The organism is Flavobacterium sp., from assembly GCF_036782315.1.
Taxonomy (GTDB): domain Bacteria; phylum Bacteroidota; class Bacteroidia; order Flavobacteriales; family Flavobacteriaceae; genus Flavobacterium.
Genome location: NZ_DAIPZK010000004.1, coordinates 173,200 through 190,341, shown reverse-complemented (window position 1 = coordinate 190,341; position 17,142 = coordinate 173,200). Strand labels below are relative to the sequence as shown.

Genomic DNA, 17,142 nt, shown 5'->3' with positions numbered 1-17,142 from the left:
GTCAAGTAAAATAAATTTGTTTTTTAAGAATTTTTGATTCTGTAGCAAATTCAAGGGGTATATGTAAAAGATTGATTGTTAGTCAAATAACGTTTTGTTTTTTTAAGATGTTTATATACACTCAGCCTAATCTGCTCATAAAGATTCAGGACATTCTGCTTGTGGTGGGTATTGAAAATTAATAGGTGAAATATTATAAATATTATATAATATATATCATCTTTCTCTTTCTTAGAACTCAATCAAAACATAACAAATACAGGAAAAATCAAAGCATTTTTTTATTAAAAAAAGTGGTAAAAAAAGTGCAAAAATTCGGTCATTTTTTTATCGTTTTATTCCGCCATTCGGAATAATCTCCGTAAATTTACGTTGACACTTTCCAGTCAAATCCCACCTGTTCCATAGCGAAAGCTCTGGAGTGCTTTAGCACTTTCAGTATTGCACCACCTCATTAAATGGTTATAGATAATTTCCATTAAATCAGTTATTTACCATAAGAAATAACCATAAACAAATTACAAACGTTCCTTTGTAATCTGTTTAATCCTCCTTATCTTTACAGTACAATAATAACGAGGTGAGAAAGTCTCACCTGTTCAACTAAAATTTCTTTGACATTATGAAAGAAAAATTTAAGAAACTCCTCCAGAGGGAGTTTAACTATGAAGAGACTTTGAAAGTCTTAAAAAGTCCAATTCAGATTTATTGGACTTGGGGTGTAGAGAGAATAATTCCAGTTGATGAAACTGGTCTTATCTTAAAAGTCAATGGTCACCATCACAAAGATTTTGTTTTGATTACACTAGGTTGGAATGACACCTACACAATCAGTCTTTTAGATGGTGAGTTTAATGTACTGAAATCAATAACTGACATCTACTGGGATGTTCTACAATTCACCTTAGATAGAGAGATTGAGTACATAGATTCATATAACTTTTAATAATAACAAAGGGGTTCATTAGAACCCCTTTTATAAACACTTCAAAATATGGCTACAAGAAGCTTCATAGCAATAAAAGACGGTGATAAATACAGAGATATTTACTGCCACAATGATGGGTACCTAAGTTATAATGGGTACATACTTAAAAATCATTACAACACTTTTGAGAGAGTGAATAGTTTAATAGAACTGGGAGACCTCTCTTACCTTGGTCAATTGCTTTCTAAAAAAGACCCTCACCAATCAGAGGATGGTTCTATAACCTTTGCTTATGGTAGAGACAGAGGTGAGACCGGAACATTAGCAAAAGAGTTTGATAATGAAAGTAAGTTAAGAACAGAAGAGTATAACTATCTTTTCAAAGATGGTCTTTGGTACTGGAGAACTGAAAGAGAAACATCTTTCAAACTTCTTACTGATGAAGATATACAAAACGATTTGTAATTATTAACAAGGGGTGGAAACACCCCTTAAATTTACTAAACTATGGATTCAGATAAAAGATACAAAGAAGTAATTAAAGAGATTGAGAGTAATATTGAATTACTCAAAGAGAAATTAAAACAGCATCAGGTCAAACAATCAAAACAACCTGAGAACTGGGGATTTGTTGGTGATGTTTCATACATCAATACCAAAATAGAAAATATTATTGAAACTATAAGGTAGAAATATTTGGTAAATGATAGTAATATTACTATCTTTGACAAAGATTAAAACAAGTTCTATGAAATGTAGCGAGTTCATCAGGTTAGCTAAACGAAATGGCTGGGTGTTTTTGCGACAGGGTAAAGGAAGTCATGAAATCTATATTAAAGATGGTATAGAAGTAGTTATTCCAAACCATGGGTCAAAAGAACTTGGTAAAGGTTTAGAATTAAAATTAAAAAAGGAAATGGGGCTTTAATCCCATTTTCTTTAACAAGAAACTTATAACAACAAAAAATTATGAAAACTATTAGAATTATTATTGAGAAAAATGATGATGGGTTTTGGGGTCACTCCGAAAATGAAAGAGCTATTGTAGGTGGTGGTGATACTGTTCAAGATTGTAAACAAGATATTTTAGACTGTATCGAAACTCTAAAAGAATTAAATAGCTGTCCTGCTTCATTAAGAGGTGAGTATGAATTAGTTTATAAGTTTGACACTATCAGCTTGTTAAACTACTATAAAGGTGTTTTCACTAATTCAGCTTTAGAAAAAATTACAGGTATTAACCAAAAGCAATTACAACATTATTCAACAGGTCATAGAAAACCAAGGTTAGAACAAAGAGTAAAAATTGAAAATGCTCTACACTCATTAGGTAAAGAGCTTTTAGCGGTTGAGTTGTAAAAATAAACCCCTTTATCAAAGGGGTTTTTAATTATTTTCTTTATATAAAATGTAGGTGTAAACCTACTTTCTAGTTCCAAAGCACCAACACAAATATACGGAGAACTCCCCGTACCACCTAATATTAATGAAGAAATTTATGAAAAAATATGTAGCATATATAAGGGTATCAACCACTAAACAAGAGCTCGGTTTAGAATCTCAACTTAGTATTATCAATTCATACATTGGTAAGAATGATGAGGTTATAAAACTATTCACTGAGAAAGAAAGCGGTAGAAACAATAACAGAATTGAGTTGAATAAAGCTATTGAATTTACCAAAGCTAATGATGCTATTCTGCTGATTGCAAAGTTAGATAGGTTATCAAGAAACGTTGCTTTTATTTCTACCTTACTTGATACAAAGGTTAGATTCAAAGCTTGTGATATTCCAACAGCAGATAATTTTACTATTCATATCTTTGCTGCACTTGCTGAAAGAGAGGTAGGTATGATTAGAGAGAGAACCAAAGCAGCTTTATCAGTTATTAAGTCTAACATTGAAACAAACGGACATCATATCTCAAAGAATGGTAATGTAGTTACTAAGTTAGGTAGAACTGAACTTAAAAAAGAACACTGGGAACTTGGTCAGATTGCTATCAAGATGAAGAGAGCAAATAACGAGAATATAAAAAGAGCTAAAGCATTTGCAAGTTCATTAAAAGAGAATGGTATGAACTTTACTCAGATAACTGAATTACTTAATAAGAATGGTTTTAAGACATCAACAGGTAAAGAGTATCATAATACGTCCACAAGACGACTATTCGTTGAATAGTACATCAACTAGAAGATTATTTGCTTAAAAATTAGTTTATTATGACAAAGGAGCAACTACATAAATTCTGTAGAACCCACAATTTTATAAAAAATAAAATTAAAACAATATATATAAAAGATGTTAGTCCACGTAAAAAATTATATGAGATTAAGTTTGATAATAAAGTTGTTGGAAACATAGAAAGCACATATTTTTCAGAACCTAACTTTATAATTTACGATTTAGTTATTGATTATATTCTTGATAATGATAAAATACTAAAAAGGATAAAAAAGATTATTGATAGAATTGAAGCTATTCCAAGACTAACAGCAGAATTAGAAGTAAGAGAGAAAGAAGCATTAGAAACTATAAATGAAAAGTTACAAGAATGTTTTGAGGGTTTTGATTATGATAATAATTTAGAAACAACTTTTGAAGTTGAGTTTTCACAATTTAGGAGTTGGAAATCGCATAATGAGAATCATTATGCAGAAGCAAATCCTATTAATATAGATACAATGTTTGAAGCTTTTAAGTTAAAAATTAGAAGTGAAGTTATAGGTGCTAATATATTCTATAGAAATGTATTTTCATCAATAGATGAAATAAAAACCTTATTCAAAACTAATAATATACTGTATGAAAAATTTATAGATAATGTTGCTTTTACTATTGATTATATGAAAGTTACTATAGATAATAATAATTTTGTTTACTTTCATGGTGAAGAGGTTGATGAACCTATACGTTATATGGAAGCTAGTTTATTTTGCACTAGTATAAATTAGATTATTCTAAAAAGAATGGAATGAATATAAACAAAGATAAAGCTTTAGATGATGCAGAGTTTGCTGCATTAGAGTATATTGATGAATATAAATGTACATTTGAAATAGATGATGCTTGGATGTGGGTTGTTGTTAGACAAAATAAGACTCATAAAAAAGACATCTTTCTCAAGAAATCATATTCAAATATATTACCAAAAAGAGTTAGAAGGTATTATGAGGCTTATATTGTTTCTATTAAAATAGAATTTCCTATTATTAAATATGGTAAGGATTCAAATCTATATGGTCATACAAATAGACAAGCTGTTTCTTCTTTAGTCGATAGTATATATGAGAATTTCTATCATCGATTAGGTGTTTTAATAGATTATGAAATTTATAAATGGTATACATTTGAAAAATATGATTATGAAAATGATAAAGTTATTTATACTATTTCATATTTACCAATAGATATGAGCAAACTTTATGACTGTAAAGGTGAGCTTAAAATTAATGTAATTTTTGAGGACATGAGGATATTAAAATAATATTATCCTTTTTAATTACTTTAGTGAACTAAACTTAAATCATTTTTTATGGAAACTTATCACGTAAACTTATCAGGAGTTAATTGGAATGGTACAACAATTTTTTCAGGTACTGTTACTAAATTAAATAAACCAGTAGAGGGTAGAAGAAATACTGTTTCTTCATCTGAATCAATTGGTAGAGAAAATAGAATTCAAGCAGTTAATGATATTATAGAAAAGGTTAGAGATATTAACTTTGAAGAGAATGAAGTTTATTTTCTACCAACCTATGAAAGAATGGAATCATTAGAACAGCTTAGAGAGTTATTAAATCAATAGCAATTACAAAAAAGTCCAGTAGATTTTACTGGACTTTTTTTAATTCTTTTAGTTTCTCCCACATATAAACTAAGCTATCATTTTGAATTGTAAAGAATGGTATTGAGTTTCCGTATATTTCATTATAGCAGCTTACTAAATTCATCATATCTCTTTCAGTTGCTAGACCATTATTAATTTCAAGTCTAAGTAAAGTCAAATACAATTTTCTTTTATCATAACTGATACATCTCATAACAGGTTTGAATTTACTTTTGTCTCTTGTATTAAACCCCATACAGACCTTACATCTTTTTGTGTTGAAGTAAACCTTACCATTATTTTTTCCTTGGTAGAAATACTCTTCACCTCTTTCATTATTACAAGTTTTACATCTTAATAGCATTTAATCTTTCTATTTCTTTTTTTAGTTCATTTACCTCTTCTAAAAGCTCATTATTTTTCTTTCTAAGAGACTTTATTACATCTTCCGGCTTGATGTTTATTCTAGTTGTTAAATCGTTCTTATAAGCACCCATTTTAATTATTAATTTATGGGTATATATTAATAGTGGTTATCTCTCTATTGAGCATTTATTGTTCTTAATTCTAGAATTAAGTGTATGTAGTTCGGGAATTGAATACATAATAATTTTATTCATTTATCTTTTTTTCTTATATGAAAATAGCAATAGTTAGTTTTAAGGTTAGAAAAATTTTATAGTTGTAGGAGAGTGTTTTTTAACTATTTTTGTAGGTGGTAACCTAAAAAATAGTTTATATGCCTGATGAAAAAATTGAATACTTAAAAGTAAATATTGAGGCTATTAATGATGTTAAGTTTGATATAGCTAATACTGAAGGTGGAGTTGATTTATTTGGTTCTATAACAAATCTCAAATCTTATATGAAAGGTTATTTCATATACAGATTGAATGATGTTGCTTTTCAACAAGAACTTATAAGAGATTTCAGGAGTGAAAAGTTCAAGAAGGTAAAAATTAAAGATATTGCTAATAAATATTTAATTGCAAAATCTGATTTAGAATCATTTTATGATGATTTTTTACAACAAAATCTATCTCAAGAAGTAAATAAAGAAGACTTTATAAATAACTCACTTAATTTTATTCAAGCAAGTGTTACTGATGCTAATCATTTTGCTTATGCCAAGACTGCACTTAGAAAGATTTTAGAGAAACAATATGATTTTATTTTCTCTAATGGATTCCCAACAAATATATTAAACATTAATTCGGGTGTTATGACTGCAAATGCAGGAGATAGCGCTCAGTTTTTGTTTTTAGCAAGAGCAATTTTAGCAGGATATAACTGTTCTAATGTTGATGTAAGGTCAAGTAGATATGATGCTGTTGTGGATTTTAATAATGTTTTATTAAGATTACAGATTAAAGGTGTATCAAGTGGTAATTCAATTAGTTTTAAGGATAGAGATAGAGGAGGACAAGGTATTGACCACAAACACGAAAGAAATAAAGGACAGAGAATCACATCAGCTGATTGTGATATTTATGTAGCTGTTGACAAAGAAGTAGGAATTTGTTATTTGATACCAATGTACTTTGTTGATGGATTACCTGATGACCAAATTACAAGTATTAATTTATCTACACTTCAACATTATAAAGAGAATTGGGGTATTATCTCAGAAGTAGCAGATAGTAAAACTGCTAGGTAATGAGATTAGAGAAAAAAGGTTCAAACAATTACTATGTAAGTAATCCAAGAGGATTTATTGGTATTGAGATTTCTAAAGAAGATGTTCAGAAAGTTATAGACTTTGCTTACGCTATGTGTTTTGGTCAAGGTCATCACAGAGACCATAGAACTGGTGGACAATATGGTAGAAAAGGAGGTGAAAAGTTTTGTAACACATTTCAAGGTAAGTTAGCTGAAGTAGCACTTTATAACTATTTTAAGTCCCAAGGGTTGGAATCTCAAGAGCCTGATTTTGGTGTTTATGCTGAAGGTATTTGGGATGATTCAGATTTAGAAATTAAGGGTAAAAAGATTAATGTAAAGTCAGCAGCTTCTCAATCAAATCTTCTTTTATTAGAAACTAAAGATTGGAATCCTCAAGGTCAATATATACCTAATCTTTTGAGAAATGATGGCTCTACAACAACTTATGATTTCTTTATTCTAGTGAGGATTGACCCTGATATTAAAAAGTTGTTTAAGGCTGAGAGATTGATGTATAGTAATGAAATTGAAAAGTCAGTAATAGAAGCTATTATTTTCAAACATACCTGGTGTTTTGATATTGCAGGTTATACTACAAATGAATATCTTATTGCAACGATAAGAAATAGTTATATCTTACCTCAAAACTCAATATTAAATCATTATACCAAAATGGATGCAAGTAACTATTACATACAAAGCGGTAATCTAGGTTTGATTGAAAATTTAGTGAATAATCTAAAAGCTCTCTAGAACTTCTAATATCTTTTTTGATACGGCTTTTATCACCGGAACACTAACAGAGTTTCCTGCTTGTTTATAAACTGCTGAGTTTGCAATTTCATTAGGTATTTTGAATGTGTCAGGGAAACCTTGAAATCTTAAACATTCTCTTGGAGTTAGTTTTCTAAATCCATATTCAGTTTTAATCAGTGGTACATTATGTCCACCAGTTCCCATATTAGCAGTAAGGGTAGGACAAACATTAGATTTATTTTCTCTTACATATTGTCTTCTGAACTGATAAACAGTGTCTTCTGATTTCATAGCTTGTTCAAGCATATTGTACATATACTTATCTTCACCATAGTAGAAATTATCATCTACTTTCTCTTTGACAATTAAATCTTTTATCGATTTAGATAACTTTTCTTCTTTTGGAAATTGAAATAAAGATTCAGCATTTGGGAAAATTTCAGTATCAAAAGCAACCATAAATATTCTCTCTCTATTATGAGGAATATTACCGTAGTCTTTCGTATTTAAGACTTTTGCTTGAAATGAATATTTTCTATCTCTTAAAGATTTCTCTATTACTTTCATTGTTTTACCATTGTCATGAGTAGTAAGATTTTTAACATTCTCAAGGAATACTACTTTTGGTCTCATTGTATCAACAAAATCAAGTATTCTAAAGAAGTGATTACCTCTATTATCATCAAATCCTTTTCTATATCCAGCTACTGAAAATGGTTGACAAGGAAAACCTGCAGTAAGTACATCTACTGGTTCTATTTTATCTAAATCTAATTGAAGAACATCACCTTCAATTAACTTATGTTTGAAGTTTTTTCTGTATGTGATACAAGCAGCTTTATCATATTCATTCGCCCAAAGTAAATCAAATCCTGATTTCTTAAACCCCATACATATCCCACCAATCCCTGCATATAGACTACCTACTGTATATTTTTTACTCATTTTTATATTACCACTTAATTTTGAAGTGCGAATTTAAGGACTTATATTAAATATACCTAATATCTAAAAAATCCTCAATTGCATTAATTACTTAATATTTGTTTATCCCAAATTGACTGACATTTCATTATTTAATTTGTTTAGACTTAACTTCTTCAATTGTAAATAAAATTTCAGGTCTTCTTTCTTTACACCATTGAAGCATTAAATCTTTATCTTCTTTCTTTACTATTAGAGCATCGTGAACTGATAAGCAAAATTCAACAGGACAATTGTTTAGTAAATCATCAATGAAAATACTTGCTTCTTTGTATTGAAGTAATCTGCAAATATTTTTATAGTCTGCTGTTTTGTATTGAGCTGAGAATAGGTTAGCGGTCTTGAAAATTTCTCTAATAGCAGTCTTTTCAGAATCGATATATCCAGTTCCATTTATCCAAGTTGTGAATAGTTCTTTTGCTTCATTTCTATCATTATTTAGTGCAGGGATTCTATCTAAAAGATATTGATAGAAGTCTAATCCATTTTCAAAGATGTAGTTTAGATTTTCATCTTGCAGCCCAATTTCTTTTAGGTGTAACCAAAGTAATCTAGGTTGTGTTGTTTTACCATCGATTACATAGTAATCACCACCTGCTAAAAGATTTTTATATGAACCATAACCCTCAATGTAGTTAGTTATGTTAGTATGTAGTCTTCTAGAGAAATTATCTCTTTTTATTTTAAGGTCTTCTAGTGCGAAACCAAGTTCTAATAAACTTTGTTTTGTTTTAGAATACCAAATTTCTTTATCATAGATAGTAGAGTAGTCAAGTTCTAAATCATATTCATAACCTTGTTCAACATCGATTAAAAATTTGTATTTCATACATATACCTTTCTCGGTATCGTAATACTTTTTTCTTCTATGGTTAAATAAGTCACTCTCATCAGTATTGACTGATTTGAAGTCTATTATTTTATGTTCTAGTAGAAGTTTAGTTACTTTATTATATTGACCATTTACTTTTTTTAGGTAAGCAGAGGGACAGTTAAAATAACTTTTCCCTTTTCCTTTTTTGAATACAAGTGCATTATATACTTTTAGTATTCTTCTAATTACTCTCTTATCCTTTTGTAGTGATAATAGATAATCTAATTCTTTTCCGATTTTCACTTTTCATATACTTATTTTTTAGAATTCTTACTTTGTATTAAGATTCTTATATTGTATATATAAAGTTCTTATATCTCCCTTTTGTGTTTTTAGGTATTTTTTTTAATTTTTTTTTTTAGAGTTCTAAGAATCAGTTAATGATATATATATATTATATTATTATATTATTTACACTTCTTAACTTCTTAATTTTTTTAGAGTTCTAAGAATCAGTTAATGATATATATATTATATTATTATTAATTATTGTTACCCACCACAGTCTTAATCAGTACTTGATTAACCTAAAATTATCCTAATTCAAAAAAGAAATTTTATACACAAGTTGAAGTGTGAGACCACACGGAAACGAAACTTGTGAGACACGGATTTATGAGCAACATACCAAAGTATAAAACCATCTGACTGATCTGAAATTCTTTTTACAAATAAATCAAATGATGAAAAACTGATTATATAATAAAAGGTACTGGCTATCTTTTAATATATAACTTATGGAAACAGTTAAAATAGAATATCAAATACCTGAATCAAAAGCTGATATTACACTACAGCAGTGGTTAGATTGGGAGAAAGTAATTGAAGCTAACAAAGATGATTTAGATAGTTTATTTGTTCTTCAAAAACAGATTGAAATATTTTGTGGTGTACCATTCGAGTATGTAACTAAGTTAAAACAGGTTGAAATTGATGAAATGATTGGTTACATACATATTGTATTTAATCAGAAGTCAGAATTCATTAAACAATTCGAGTTCGAAGGTGTTGAATATGGCTTTATTCCTGATTATGATAAAGATATTACACCTGCTGAACACTGGGACTTGACTACATACAGTCAATCAAAAGACTGGGCGAGAGTTTTATCAATTCTATATAGACCTATTACCAAAAAAATAGGTAATTCATATCAAATTGAATCATATTCAGGTTCACATTTAAGATTTATGAATTTAAGATATGATGTATTTGATGGTATGATAGGTTTTTTTTTGCGTGTATTTCAAGAATTGCAAAAGCATACCCTGTTATTTACACAGAAGGAGTTGATGAAGATGAAGAAGATGAATATGGAATTGCATTGTCAGGACTTAGCAGAGAAAATCAATTCATTAACAAGTATGGAGTTCTCGCAGAGTTGGTTTACCTAATCACATCTAGTTCTATTGTTACAGGTGGTGCAAAAGAAGCTTTAACAATGAACATTCATGATTTTCTATTTTGGTGTTCATATTTAATCGATAAGAAGAAAATAGAAGCGGATAATATGAGAAATTCATATTCAAAAAATAATTAAAATGAGTGGTATATAGTAGTTTGAATCCTAATGCAGTTGTTGTTGAATATTTAAGACAATTATTTTCAAATGACCCATTAGTAAATGATGTACAATTGATTGATTTCAAATCTGAAATGGATTTACAAAACGCATCATTATTTCCAAAAGTTTACATCTTACCAAATGGTTTTAGATATGCTGATAATAGTATTGAATTTCTTTTTGAAATAGCAGTTGTATCAGAAAGAAATATAGAACCAAGTAATACAGATAATTTCTATAAAAATAATTTTATTGATAATCTAAATGATTCTTGTGCTATCTTAATGAAAGCACTAAACAATCTAATGTACCAAGAAAATCAATTTGGTATTCACATATTAGAGGGTTGGACTGCAAATGTAATTGCTGATTCAAGATTTACTTTACTTGATGGTTATGAAGCTTCAATAGTTCTTTCAATGCAGAATGAAGTTCCAAGCTGTCCTTCAATTTATTTAGACTTTCAAAATAGCCCTTATGTTCATCCTTCAATTATTGGTGTAACAGGTGCAACAGGAGCTACTGGAAGTCAAGGTGTTCAAGGTGTTCAAGGTATTCAGGGAGCCACAGGAGCTACTGGAAGTCAAGGTATTCAGGGAGCCACTGGTGCTACTGGAATTGGTTTAACTGACTTACAGATTAGAAGAACAGGTATAACTATCTTTGATGATATGACATTTTCTGGTAACGGTGTTTCACCTTTTGTAAAAAGTACGTTTAACTCTGGAGCTTGGGGTTCATCTATTGAATTTGATATTAATAATATGGGTCTTATTCAATTAACATCATCAGCAGCATCAGCTAACAGTGGAGGTTCTATATTATTGAATAACGTTGCTTTAGCAAGAGCAATGACTATTGCACCAGGAATACAATTTGATATAATTTTTATACAAAGAAATATATCAACTGTGAAAACAAGAACAGGTTTCATATACGGTACAACTAACATAGCTAACGTAACAGATGGTATATATTTTGAATTTGATGGATTAACAGTATCAGCTTATTCAGCAAATACGAGTGTTAGAAGCTCATCAGCAACATATTCAATACCAAATGATACAGATTTACATTATAGAATAAAATTAGTATCATCTTCTTTGGCTACATATGAGATATATACTATGAATGGTACTTTATTATGGAGCACTAGCTTAACAACTAACATACCGACCATTGGTTTCGGAACACAGCCTGGGTTTATATGTGCTAATACTGCTGCATCTGCTGCTACAATAACACATGTGGATTATATAGCAGCAACTTACCCAGCAATGAATAGAGGAGCTTTAACATAAAATAATATATAAATTATGATACTAATAAAATATAGAAAATTATATAATGATGGGTCTTGGGTAGAGACCCTATCATTAGAAGAAGCAGAACAACACGGAAACTATATTATAGTTGAAGAAGAAGTTGTAGAAAATATTGGATAATCAAAATAATTTTAGTTAGTAATGAGTATTACAAGTTCAGATAAACAGGAAGCATTAAAACTTCTTATTGCAACTTTCAGAAGTAAAGCAAAAGATAAATTAAGCCAATCAAAACGTGGTATTTTCAGTGGAAAATTGATTGATAGTATCACTGGTGATGTTGAATATAAAGGAGGTGAGTATGTATTTAGTGTTTCTATGGAGGAATATGGTACTTTCATAGATGAAGGTGTAAATGGTGTTGGATTTCAAAAAACAAAATCAGGTAAACTAGATAATCGATATAAATCAAATAAAACTGTTGTTAAAGATTCACCATACTCATTTAAGAATAAAATGCCACCAATAAATGAAATAAAACCTTGGGCGACAGCAAAAGGTTTGAATCCTTGGGCTGTTCAAAGGTCAATATTTCAAAAAGGTATAAAAGGAATACATTTCTTCAAAGATGTAATTGATTATGAAGCTGAAAAATTAGTTGATTACATTACTGAAGCAGAAGCAAACAACCTACTAAATTATTTTGGTGAGGATTAAAAAATGAATATTATGAATGGCTATTTACAGTATTATTACAATACAATTTACAGCAGAGCTTACTATTGGTCAAGAAGTAGGATTTGATGTTGTCAGTATACCTATGTTTGGTGTTCCAATAACATATCCAATAGTTGAAAATGTAGTAACAACAAGAAGTGTAGGATATCAGATGACTGCTGCAACTGCATCAACTTCAATTGTTGGTGAAGCAACAGCGATTAATTATTTTACAGCAATTTCAGCAGATTTAAGTGGTTACACTATTACAAGAAGTGGTAATACAGTTAATATTAGAATAAATACTTCTTTATATGGTAGTACTGATTTTTATGTTAATGGTTTATTCGCTTCATACACAAATCCATCAAGTGTAATATTCACAATAAACAACCAAGTTTCAGATTTTGCTATTAGTGGAGTTACATATAGCATAAACTCACTATCACCTTGCGATTCAGTAAATGTTAGTGTTACAACAGCAGGTTCTAGTGCATCAGATATAGCAACTAATATAATTCAACCATTTTCAGCAACAAATAGTTCTAATCCAATAACTTTTACTTGGAATAGAAATGAAAATATATCAATCACAGTAGTAAATTCACTAGGTATAACAGCATCAACAACTATTATAACACCACCATATTTATTACCTGATGATTTCACTTTTAATGTTGTTTATGATGTACTTACAATAAATCATACTGGTGCTACCGGATTATCATTACAATATTCATTAGATGGTTCAACTTGGCAAACTGGAAATACATTTTCAGGTGTTACTGGTTCATATACTGCTTATGTTAAAGACCAATATGGATGTTCATTTTCAAATACTGAAGTCTCAATAGTTGATAGAAATGATTTTATTCTTTCTAGAAGTCCATACTATATAACTTATAATGCACCTGCTTCTGATTTTGATTATTGCACAATTGAAATGTATTTATGGACTGGAGATAACACTTTACCATCTTTACCAAACTATGTTTTAACATCATATAAAGCAAAATCTACTGATGATTTCCTTTGGGTTGAAGTTTCTGATTACATCAGAAGTTTTTTAGACCCAAGATTAGATACAACTTGGTATAATAACTATGCTTTAACAGTTGATTCAACTAATTACTCAGTTGATGATTCTGATTTATCAGTAGATACAAATTACTTAACTATTACAGGTGGTAATTCATATAAAGAGGTTTGTTGGGTAAGATTCATTCTTAGAAGTTATAAAATTTCTTTTAGTGTAGGTCTCTTGGTAGATACAATTCAATCACCTATTAAAGTTGGAACATTAGGTTATGGTTTTCATACTGAGGGGAACAATCCAAAACCACCAACAAATGTTTTAGTTAACCCTTATGATAAATATTCTACTTATCACTCAGCTAATTACTTAACTACAATTAGAGCAACAGCCTCTAATACAAATTATGTGATTGAGAGACAACCAATGGATACTGATATCCAAATATGTAATTGGGGTAATAAAGAATATCAAATTATTTATCTAAATAAATATGGTGTTTGGGATTCAATGTTATTCAATAGAGTTAGTAAAAGAAGTATTGAAATAAAATCAGATACAATAGATTTTTACCAATCAAGACCAGATATGTATTCAAGATTCACACCAACCACTAGAACATCAAATATTGATGTTAATGAAGAGTGGACTCTTAACACTGATATACTAAACGAAAGACAGAATTATTACATGCAAGAGTTGACTTTAAGTGATAGATGGTATTTGTTAAATCAACAAGAAAATTTACTAATACCAGTGGTGTTAGATGAAAAGAAATTTGATGAAAAATTAGGCTTCAATGAAAAGGCAAAAATTCAATGGACTTTGAAGTTTAAGTCAGCAAATTCAAAAATCAATGATATTAGATAATGAATGGTGTTAGAATATATGTTTCAAATGATATTTACAATACAGATACAATACTAAATGGTGAAGCAATAGATTTATTTAAGGATGAAAACATTCAAATAACTCTAAAGCAAACTGATATTAGAGATATTGCAACTAACTACACAGATTTCACTCAAGATTTCACTGTTCCTGCAAGTCCAAAGAATAATAGAATATTCAGATATTGGTATGATTACAATAATGATAATCAATTTGAATCAGTTTCAGGGATTCCTTGTAGAATTGATATAGATGGTGTTTTCTTTAAGAAAGGAGTACTAAAAATAAATAGTGCGCAGATAGATGATATTGGTCAAATTAAACACTATTCAGTTCAATTTACTGCAAACTTAAAAGCACTTAAAGATAAGTTTGATGATACTAAAATAAGTGGGTTAAATTTTTCTAATATAGTTCCTGTTGAAATCCCATCAACTGATGATTATGTTATTTCTTCTATTATGGGTACTACTTCTAGTACTTCATTTATGTTTCCAATTGTTTCAACAACGAGGTTATTAAATGATTTTAATACTATTAAATACATTAATTCAAGTACACTAAATGGTATCACAAAAAATGAGCTAAGACCTGCAATAAAAGTCAAACATATATTTGAAGCAATAGAGGATAACTATGATGTGAAGTTTACAGGTGGTTTTTATGATACAAATTCACCATTAGAAAAAATGTATTTGTGGTTGAATAAAAATGAAACTCAATTTAGTAATGTGCTTAAGCTAATTGACCTTAATGGTAGTACTTATTCAAATGCAATTCCTTCATTCCCTGTTACACCGCCACCATCATCATACATTCAATTCAATACTACTTTTGATTACTTCAGTATCATTAAAAGAAATAATGTTTACTACTGGGGAGTTAATGTATTTCTTAATGTTAGTAATAATACGGCTCCATATAGAATTTATATTCAACAAATTGTTACTAATTCAGACGGATCTGTTGATGAAGTTTCAACTCTTGCTCAAGATAATGATGGATTCTTATTTACCTCAGATTTTTATACTGGTAACAGAAGTATTCATTTTGGTTTCAATGCTAACTCCATACCTCTTAATGAGAAAAGAAGTTATAGAGTTTATATGGAAGCATCAGGTAATATTACATTAAACTACTCTTCAATTAGACCACAATATAGAAGTTATCCATTTCCTTCTGAACAAACTGCAAGTATAATGACTAATTCAGGAGCAACTGTTTTTGCTCCAATGATTAATGTAAATAATTCATTACCTGAAATTAGTATTTATGATTTCTTCTCATCAATAATTAAGATGTTTAATCTTGTAACTATACCTGTTTCTGACCCTGTAATTCTTAATCAACTTCAATCAGCTAATGTTTTTCAAATAGAATATTTTAATAAATATTACGGTAAACTTGCTGAAATTGATATTACTGATTACACTAAGAAAGCAATAAAAATTAATAAGATTAAAACCTATAAAAAGTTTGAATTAAAACACGCTGATTCTAGTTATGGAACAAGTATTTTGTTTAAGAATTCACAAACACCCGTGCGTGAATATGGTTCAATTAAAACAACTTTTAATAAAGGTGATGATGGTGAGTTTAAGATAGAAACTAAGTTAGGTTTACTAATTTGGAGAAAATTACCAAATACATACGGTGATGATGATGACTACCAATTAAATGAGACTTGGATTATAGCAGATGGATTAGATGAACAATTTGATAAAGGTGTTTTTGATAAACCAACTATATTTTTTTCAAATGGTACTGCTTCACTACCATCAACTAAAACAGTTGCATTTACAAAGGAAAATTCAACATCTATACCACTAACAACTTATAATATTTTTTCTAATGTAGATAAGTTAGATATATTCAATTATAATACAACTTTAACTTTCTCAAGAGAATATGAGTTTCAAACTGATTTAAGAGAAAAAACACTTTTCTCAAATAACTATGAGGATTTATTAAGTGGAATTTATTCACCTTACACAAGAGAGTATGAAGTTAGTGCTATTTTACCTAAACACATCTATACTAATCTAAACTTAGGTAGTCAATTAATAATAAGAAATCAAAGATTTAATATCACTGATATTAACTTGAACTTGATTAATGGTGAAACAAAACTGAAGTTAAATAATGTTATTGAGGAGAGTAATATTATTGAAACTGAGTTATCAGGTTCATCTACATTTAGTATTGACACAATCTCAAATACTTATTATCCTGCTAGTGATTTAACTGAGAAAGTGATACAGATTAATTATCCTGTAAATACTGCAAGTTTGAAATGGAGAGCAAATTATACTATTGTTTCTACTGCATCAGGAAATAAAGTCTCATTCTCAACAACTGCTGCAACTGGTTTTGGTGGATTATTATGGTTTGATTTCTATCAACCAAGTGGTTCTTCAATTGGTAATCATACAACATCATTAAATCAATTTGTTCCGGTTGGAACTTATATCTATGACACTGCAACTTCTTACACATCACCTATAACAGGTTACATTAGAGCAAAAACAGGAAATAGTCTAACTATTAATGTTGTTGCTTATGATATTGATGGAAATACACTTGCTCAAGGTTCAGTAACTGTATAAAAATCAAATCAAACAAATAAGATTATATAATA

General features: G+C 29.1%; 19 protein-coding genes. 17 read left to right on the top strand and 2 right to left on the bottom strand.

Annotated features, from left to right (window positions below; translation table 11 throughout):
• Positions 1-622 precede the first annotated feature (622 nt).
• The 11 genes from V7P59_RS05575 (at position 623) to V7P59_RS05525 (ending at position 7,173) form a co-directional block, all read left to right on the top strand.
• Entirely contained in the window at positions 623-946 is a 324-nt protein-coding gene (locus tag V7P59_RS05575; RefSeq protein ID WP_333809168.1) for a hypothetical protein, read from the top strand.
• Between the two features lie 48 nt (positions 947-994).
• Complete coding sequence (locus V7P59_RS05570; protein ID WP_333809167.1) at positions 995-1,393, top strand: hypothetical protein; 399 nt, start codon at positions 995-997, stop codon at positions 1,391-1,393.
• Positions 1,394-1,435: 42 nt separating this feature from the next.
• Positions 1,436-1,618, top strand: a complete 183-nt coding sequence (locus V7P59_RS05565; RefSeq protein ID WP_333809166.1) for a hypothetical protein — start codon at positions 1,436-1,438, stop codon at positions 1,616-1,618.
• Positions 1,619-1,631: 13 nt separating this feature from the next.
• Positions 1,632-1,856 (top strand): type II toxin-antitoxin system HicA family toxin, encoded by a 225-nt coding sequence (locus V7P59_RS05560; RefSeq protein ID WP_333809165.1) that lies wholly within the window; start codon positions 1,632-1,634, stop codon positions 1,854-1,856.
• Between the two features lie 41 nt (positions 1,857-1,897).
• Positions 1,898-2,287 (top strand): type II toxin-antitoxin system HicB family antitoxin, encoded by a 390-nt coding sequence (locus V7P59_RS05555; protein ID WP_333809164.1) that lies wholly within the window; start codon positions 1,898-1,900, stop codon positions 2,285-2,287.
• Positions 2,288-2,426: 139 nt separating this feature from the next.
• Positions 2,427-3,110, top strand: a complete 684-nt coding sequence (locus tag V7P59_RS05550; RefSeq protein WP_333809163.1) for a recombinase family protein — start codon at positions 2,427-2,429, stop codon at positions 3,108-3,110.
• 41 nt (positions 3,111-3,151) lie between these two features.
• Positions 3,152-3,883 (top strand): hypothetical protein, encoded by a 732-nt coding sequence (locus V7P59_RS05545; RefSeq protein WP_333809162.1) that lies wholly within the window; start codon positions 3,152-3,154, stop codon positions 3,881-3,883.
• A gap of 20 nt (positions 3,884-3,903) precedes the next feature.
• Positions 3,904-4,416 (top strand): hypothetical protein, encoded by a 513-nt coding sequence (locus V7P59_RS05540; RefSeq protein ID WP_333809161.1) that lies wholly within the window; start codon positions 3,904-3,906, stop codon positions 4,414-4,416.
• Between the two features lie 48 nt (positions 4,417-4,464).
• Positions 4,465-4,737 carry a hypothetical protein gene (locus V7P59_RS05535; RefSeq protein ID WP_333809160.1) on the top strand — a complete coding sequence of 91 codons (273 nt, stop codon included), beginning with the start codon at positions 4,465-4,467 and terminating at the stop codon, positions 4,735-4,737.
• A 760-nt stretch (positions 4,738-5,497) separates the two neighbouring features.
• Entirely contained in the window at positions 5,498-6,415 is a 918-nt protein-coding gene (locus V7P59_RS05530; protein WP_333809159.1) for a hypothetical protein, read from the top strand.
• Positions 6,415-7,173, top strand: coding sequence for a hypothetical protein (locus V7P59_RS05525; RefSeq protein ID WP_333809158.1), 759 nt, complete (start codon positions 6,415-6,417; stop codon positions 7,171-7,173). The genes V7P59_RS05530 and V7P59_RS05525 overlap by 1 nt, the downstream gene beginning before the upstream one ends.
• On the opposite strand, the gene dcm is transcribed toward V7P59_RS05525, so the two are convergent.
• Both dcm and V7P59_RS05515 read right to left on the bottom strand, forming a co-directional pair.
• The gene (dcm, locus tag V7P59_RS05520; RefSeq protein ID WP_333809157.1) at positions 7,159-8,121 is read right to left on the bottom strand and encodes a DNA (cytosine-5-)-methyltransferase; all 963 of its coding nucleotides are present in this window, start codon (positions 8,119-8,121) and stop codon (positions 7,159-7,161) included. The genes V7P59_RS05525 and dcm overlap by 15 nt on opposite strands.
• Positions 8,122-8,248: 127 nt before the next feature.
• A complete protein-coding gene (locus tag V7P59_RS05515) occupies positions 8,249-9,277 on the bottom strand; it encodes a hypothetical protein (protein ID WP_333809156.1) in 1,029 nt (342 codons plus the stop codon).
• Positions 9,278-9,771: 494 nt separating this feature from the next.
• On the opposite strand from V7P59_RS05515, the gene V7P59_RS05510 reads away from it, so the two are divergent.
• From V7P59_RS05510 to V7P59_RS05485, 6 genes are all read left to right on the top strand, one after another.
• Complete coding sequence (locus V7P59_RS05510) at positions 9,772-10,428, top strand: hypothetical protein (protein WP_333809155.1); 657 nt, start codon at positions 9,772-9,774, stop codon at positions 10,426-10,428.
• Between the two features lie 151 nt (positions 10,429-10,579).
• Entirely contained in the window at positions 10,580-11,899 is a 1,320-nt protein-coding gene (locus V7P59_RS05505; protein WP_333809154.1) for a collagen-like protein, read from the top strand.
• Between the two features lie 15 nt (positions 11,900-11,914).
• Positions 11,915-12,043, top strand: coding sequence for a hypothetical protein (locus tag V7P59_RS05500; protein WP_333809153.1), 129 nt, complete (start codon positions 11,915-11,917; stop codon positions 12,041-12,043).
• Between the two features lie 21 nt (positions 12,044-12,064).
• Positions 12,065-12,580, top strand: coding sequence for a hypothetical protein (locus tag V7P59_RS05495; protein WP_333809152.1), 516 nt, complete (start codon positions 12,065-12,067; stop codon positions 12,578-12,580).
• A gap of 16 nt (positions 12,581-12,596) precedes the next feature.
• On the top strand, positions 12,597-14,483 hold the full coding sequence (locus V7P59_RS05490) for a hypothetical protein (RefSeq protein WP_333809150.1): 1,887 nt from the start codon (positions 12,597-12,599) through the stop codon (positions 14,481-14,483).
• Positions 14,483-17,110, top strand: a complete 2,628-nt coding sequence (locus V7P59_RS05485; RefSeq protein WP_333809148.1) for a hypothetical protein — start codon at positions 14,483-14,485, stop codon at positions 17,108-17,110. The genes V7P59_RS05490 and V7P59_RS05485 overlap by 1 nt, the downstream gene beginning before the upstream one ends.
• Positions 17,111-17,142 lie beyond the last annotated feature (32 nt).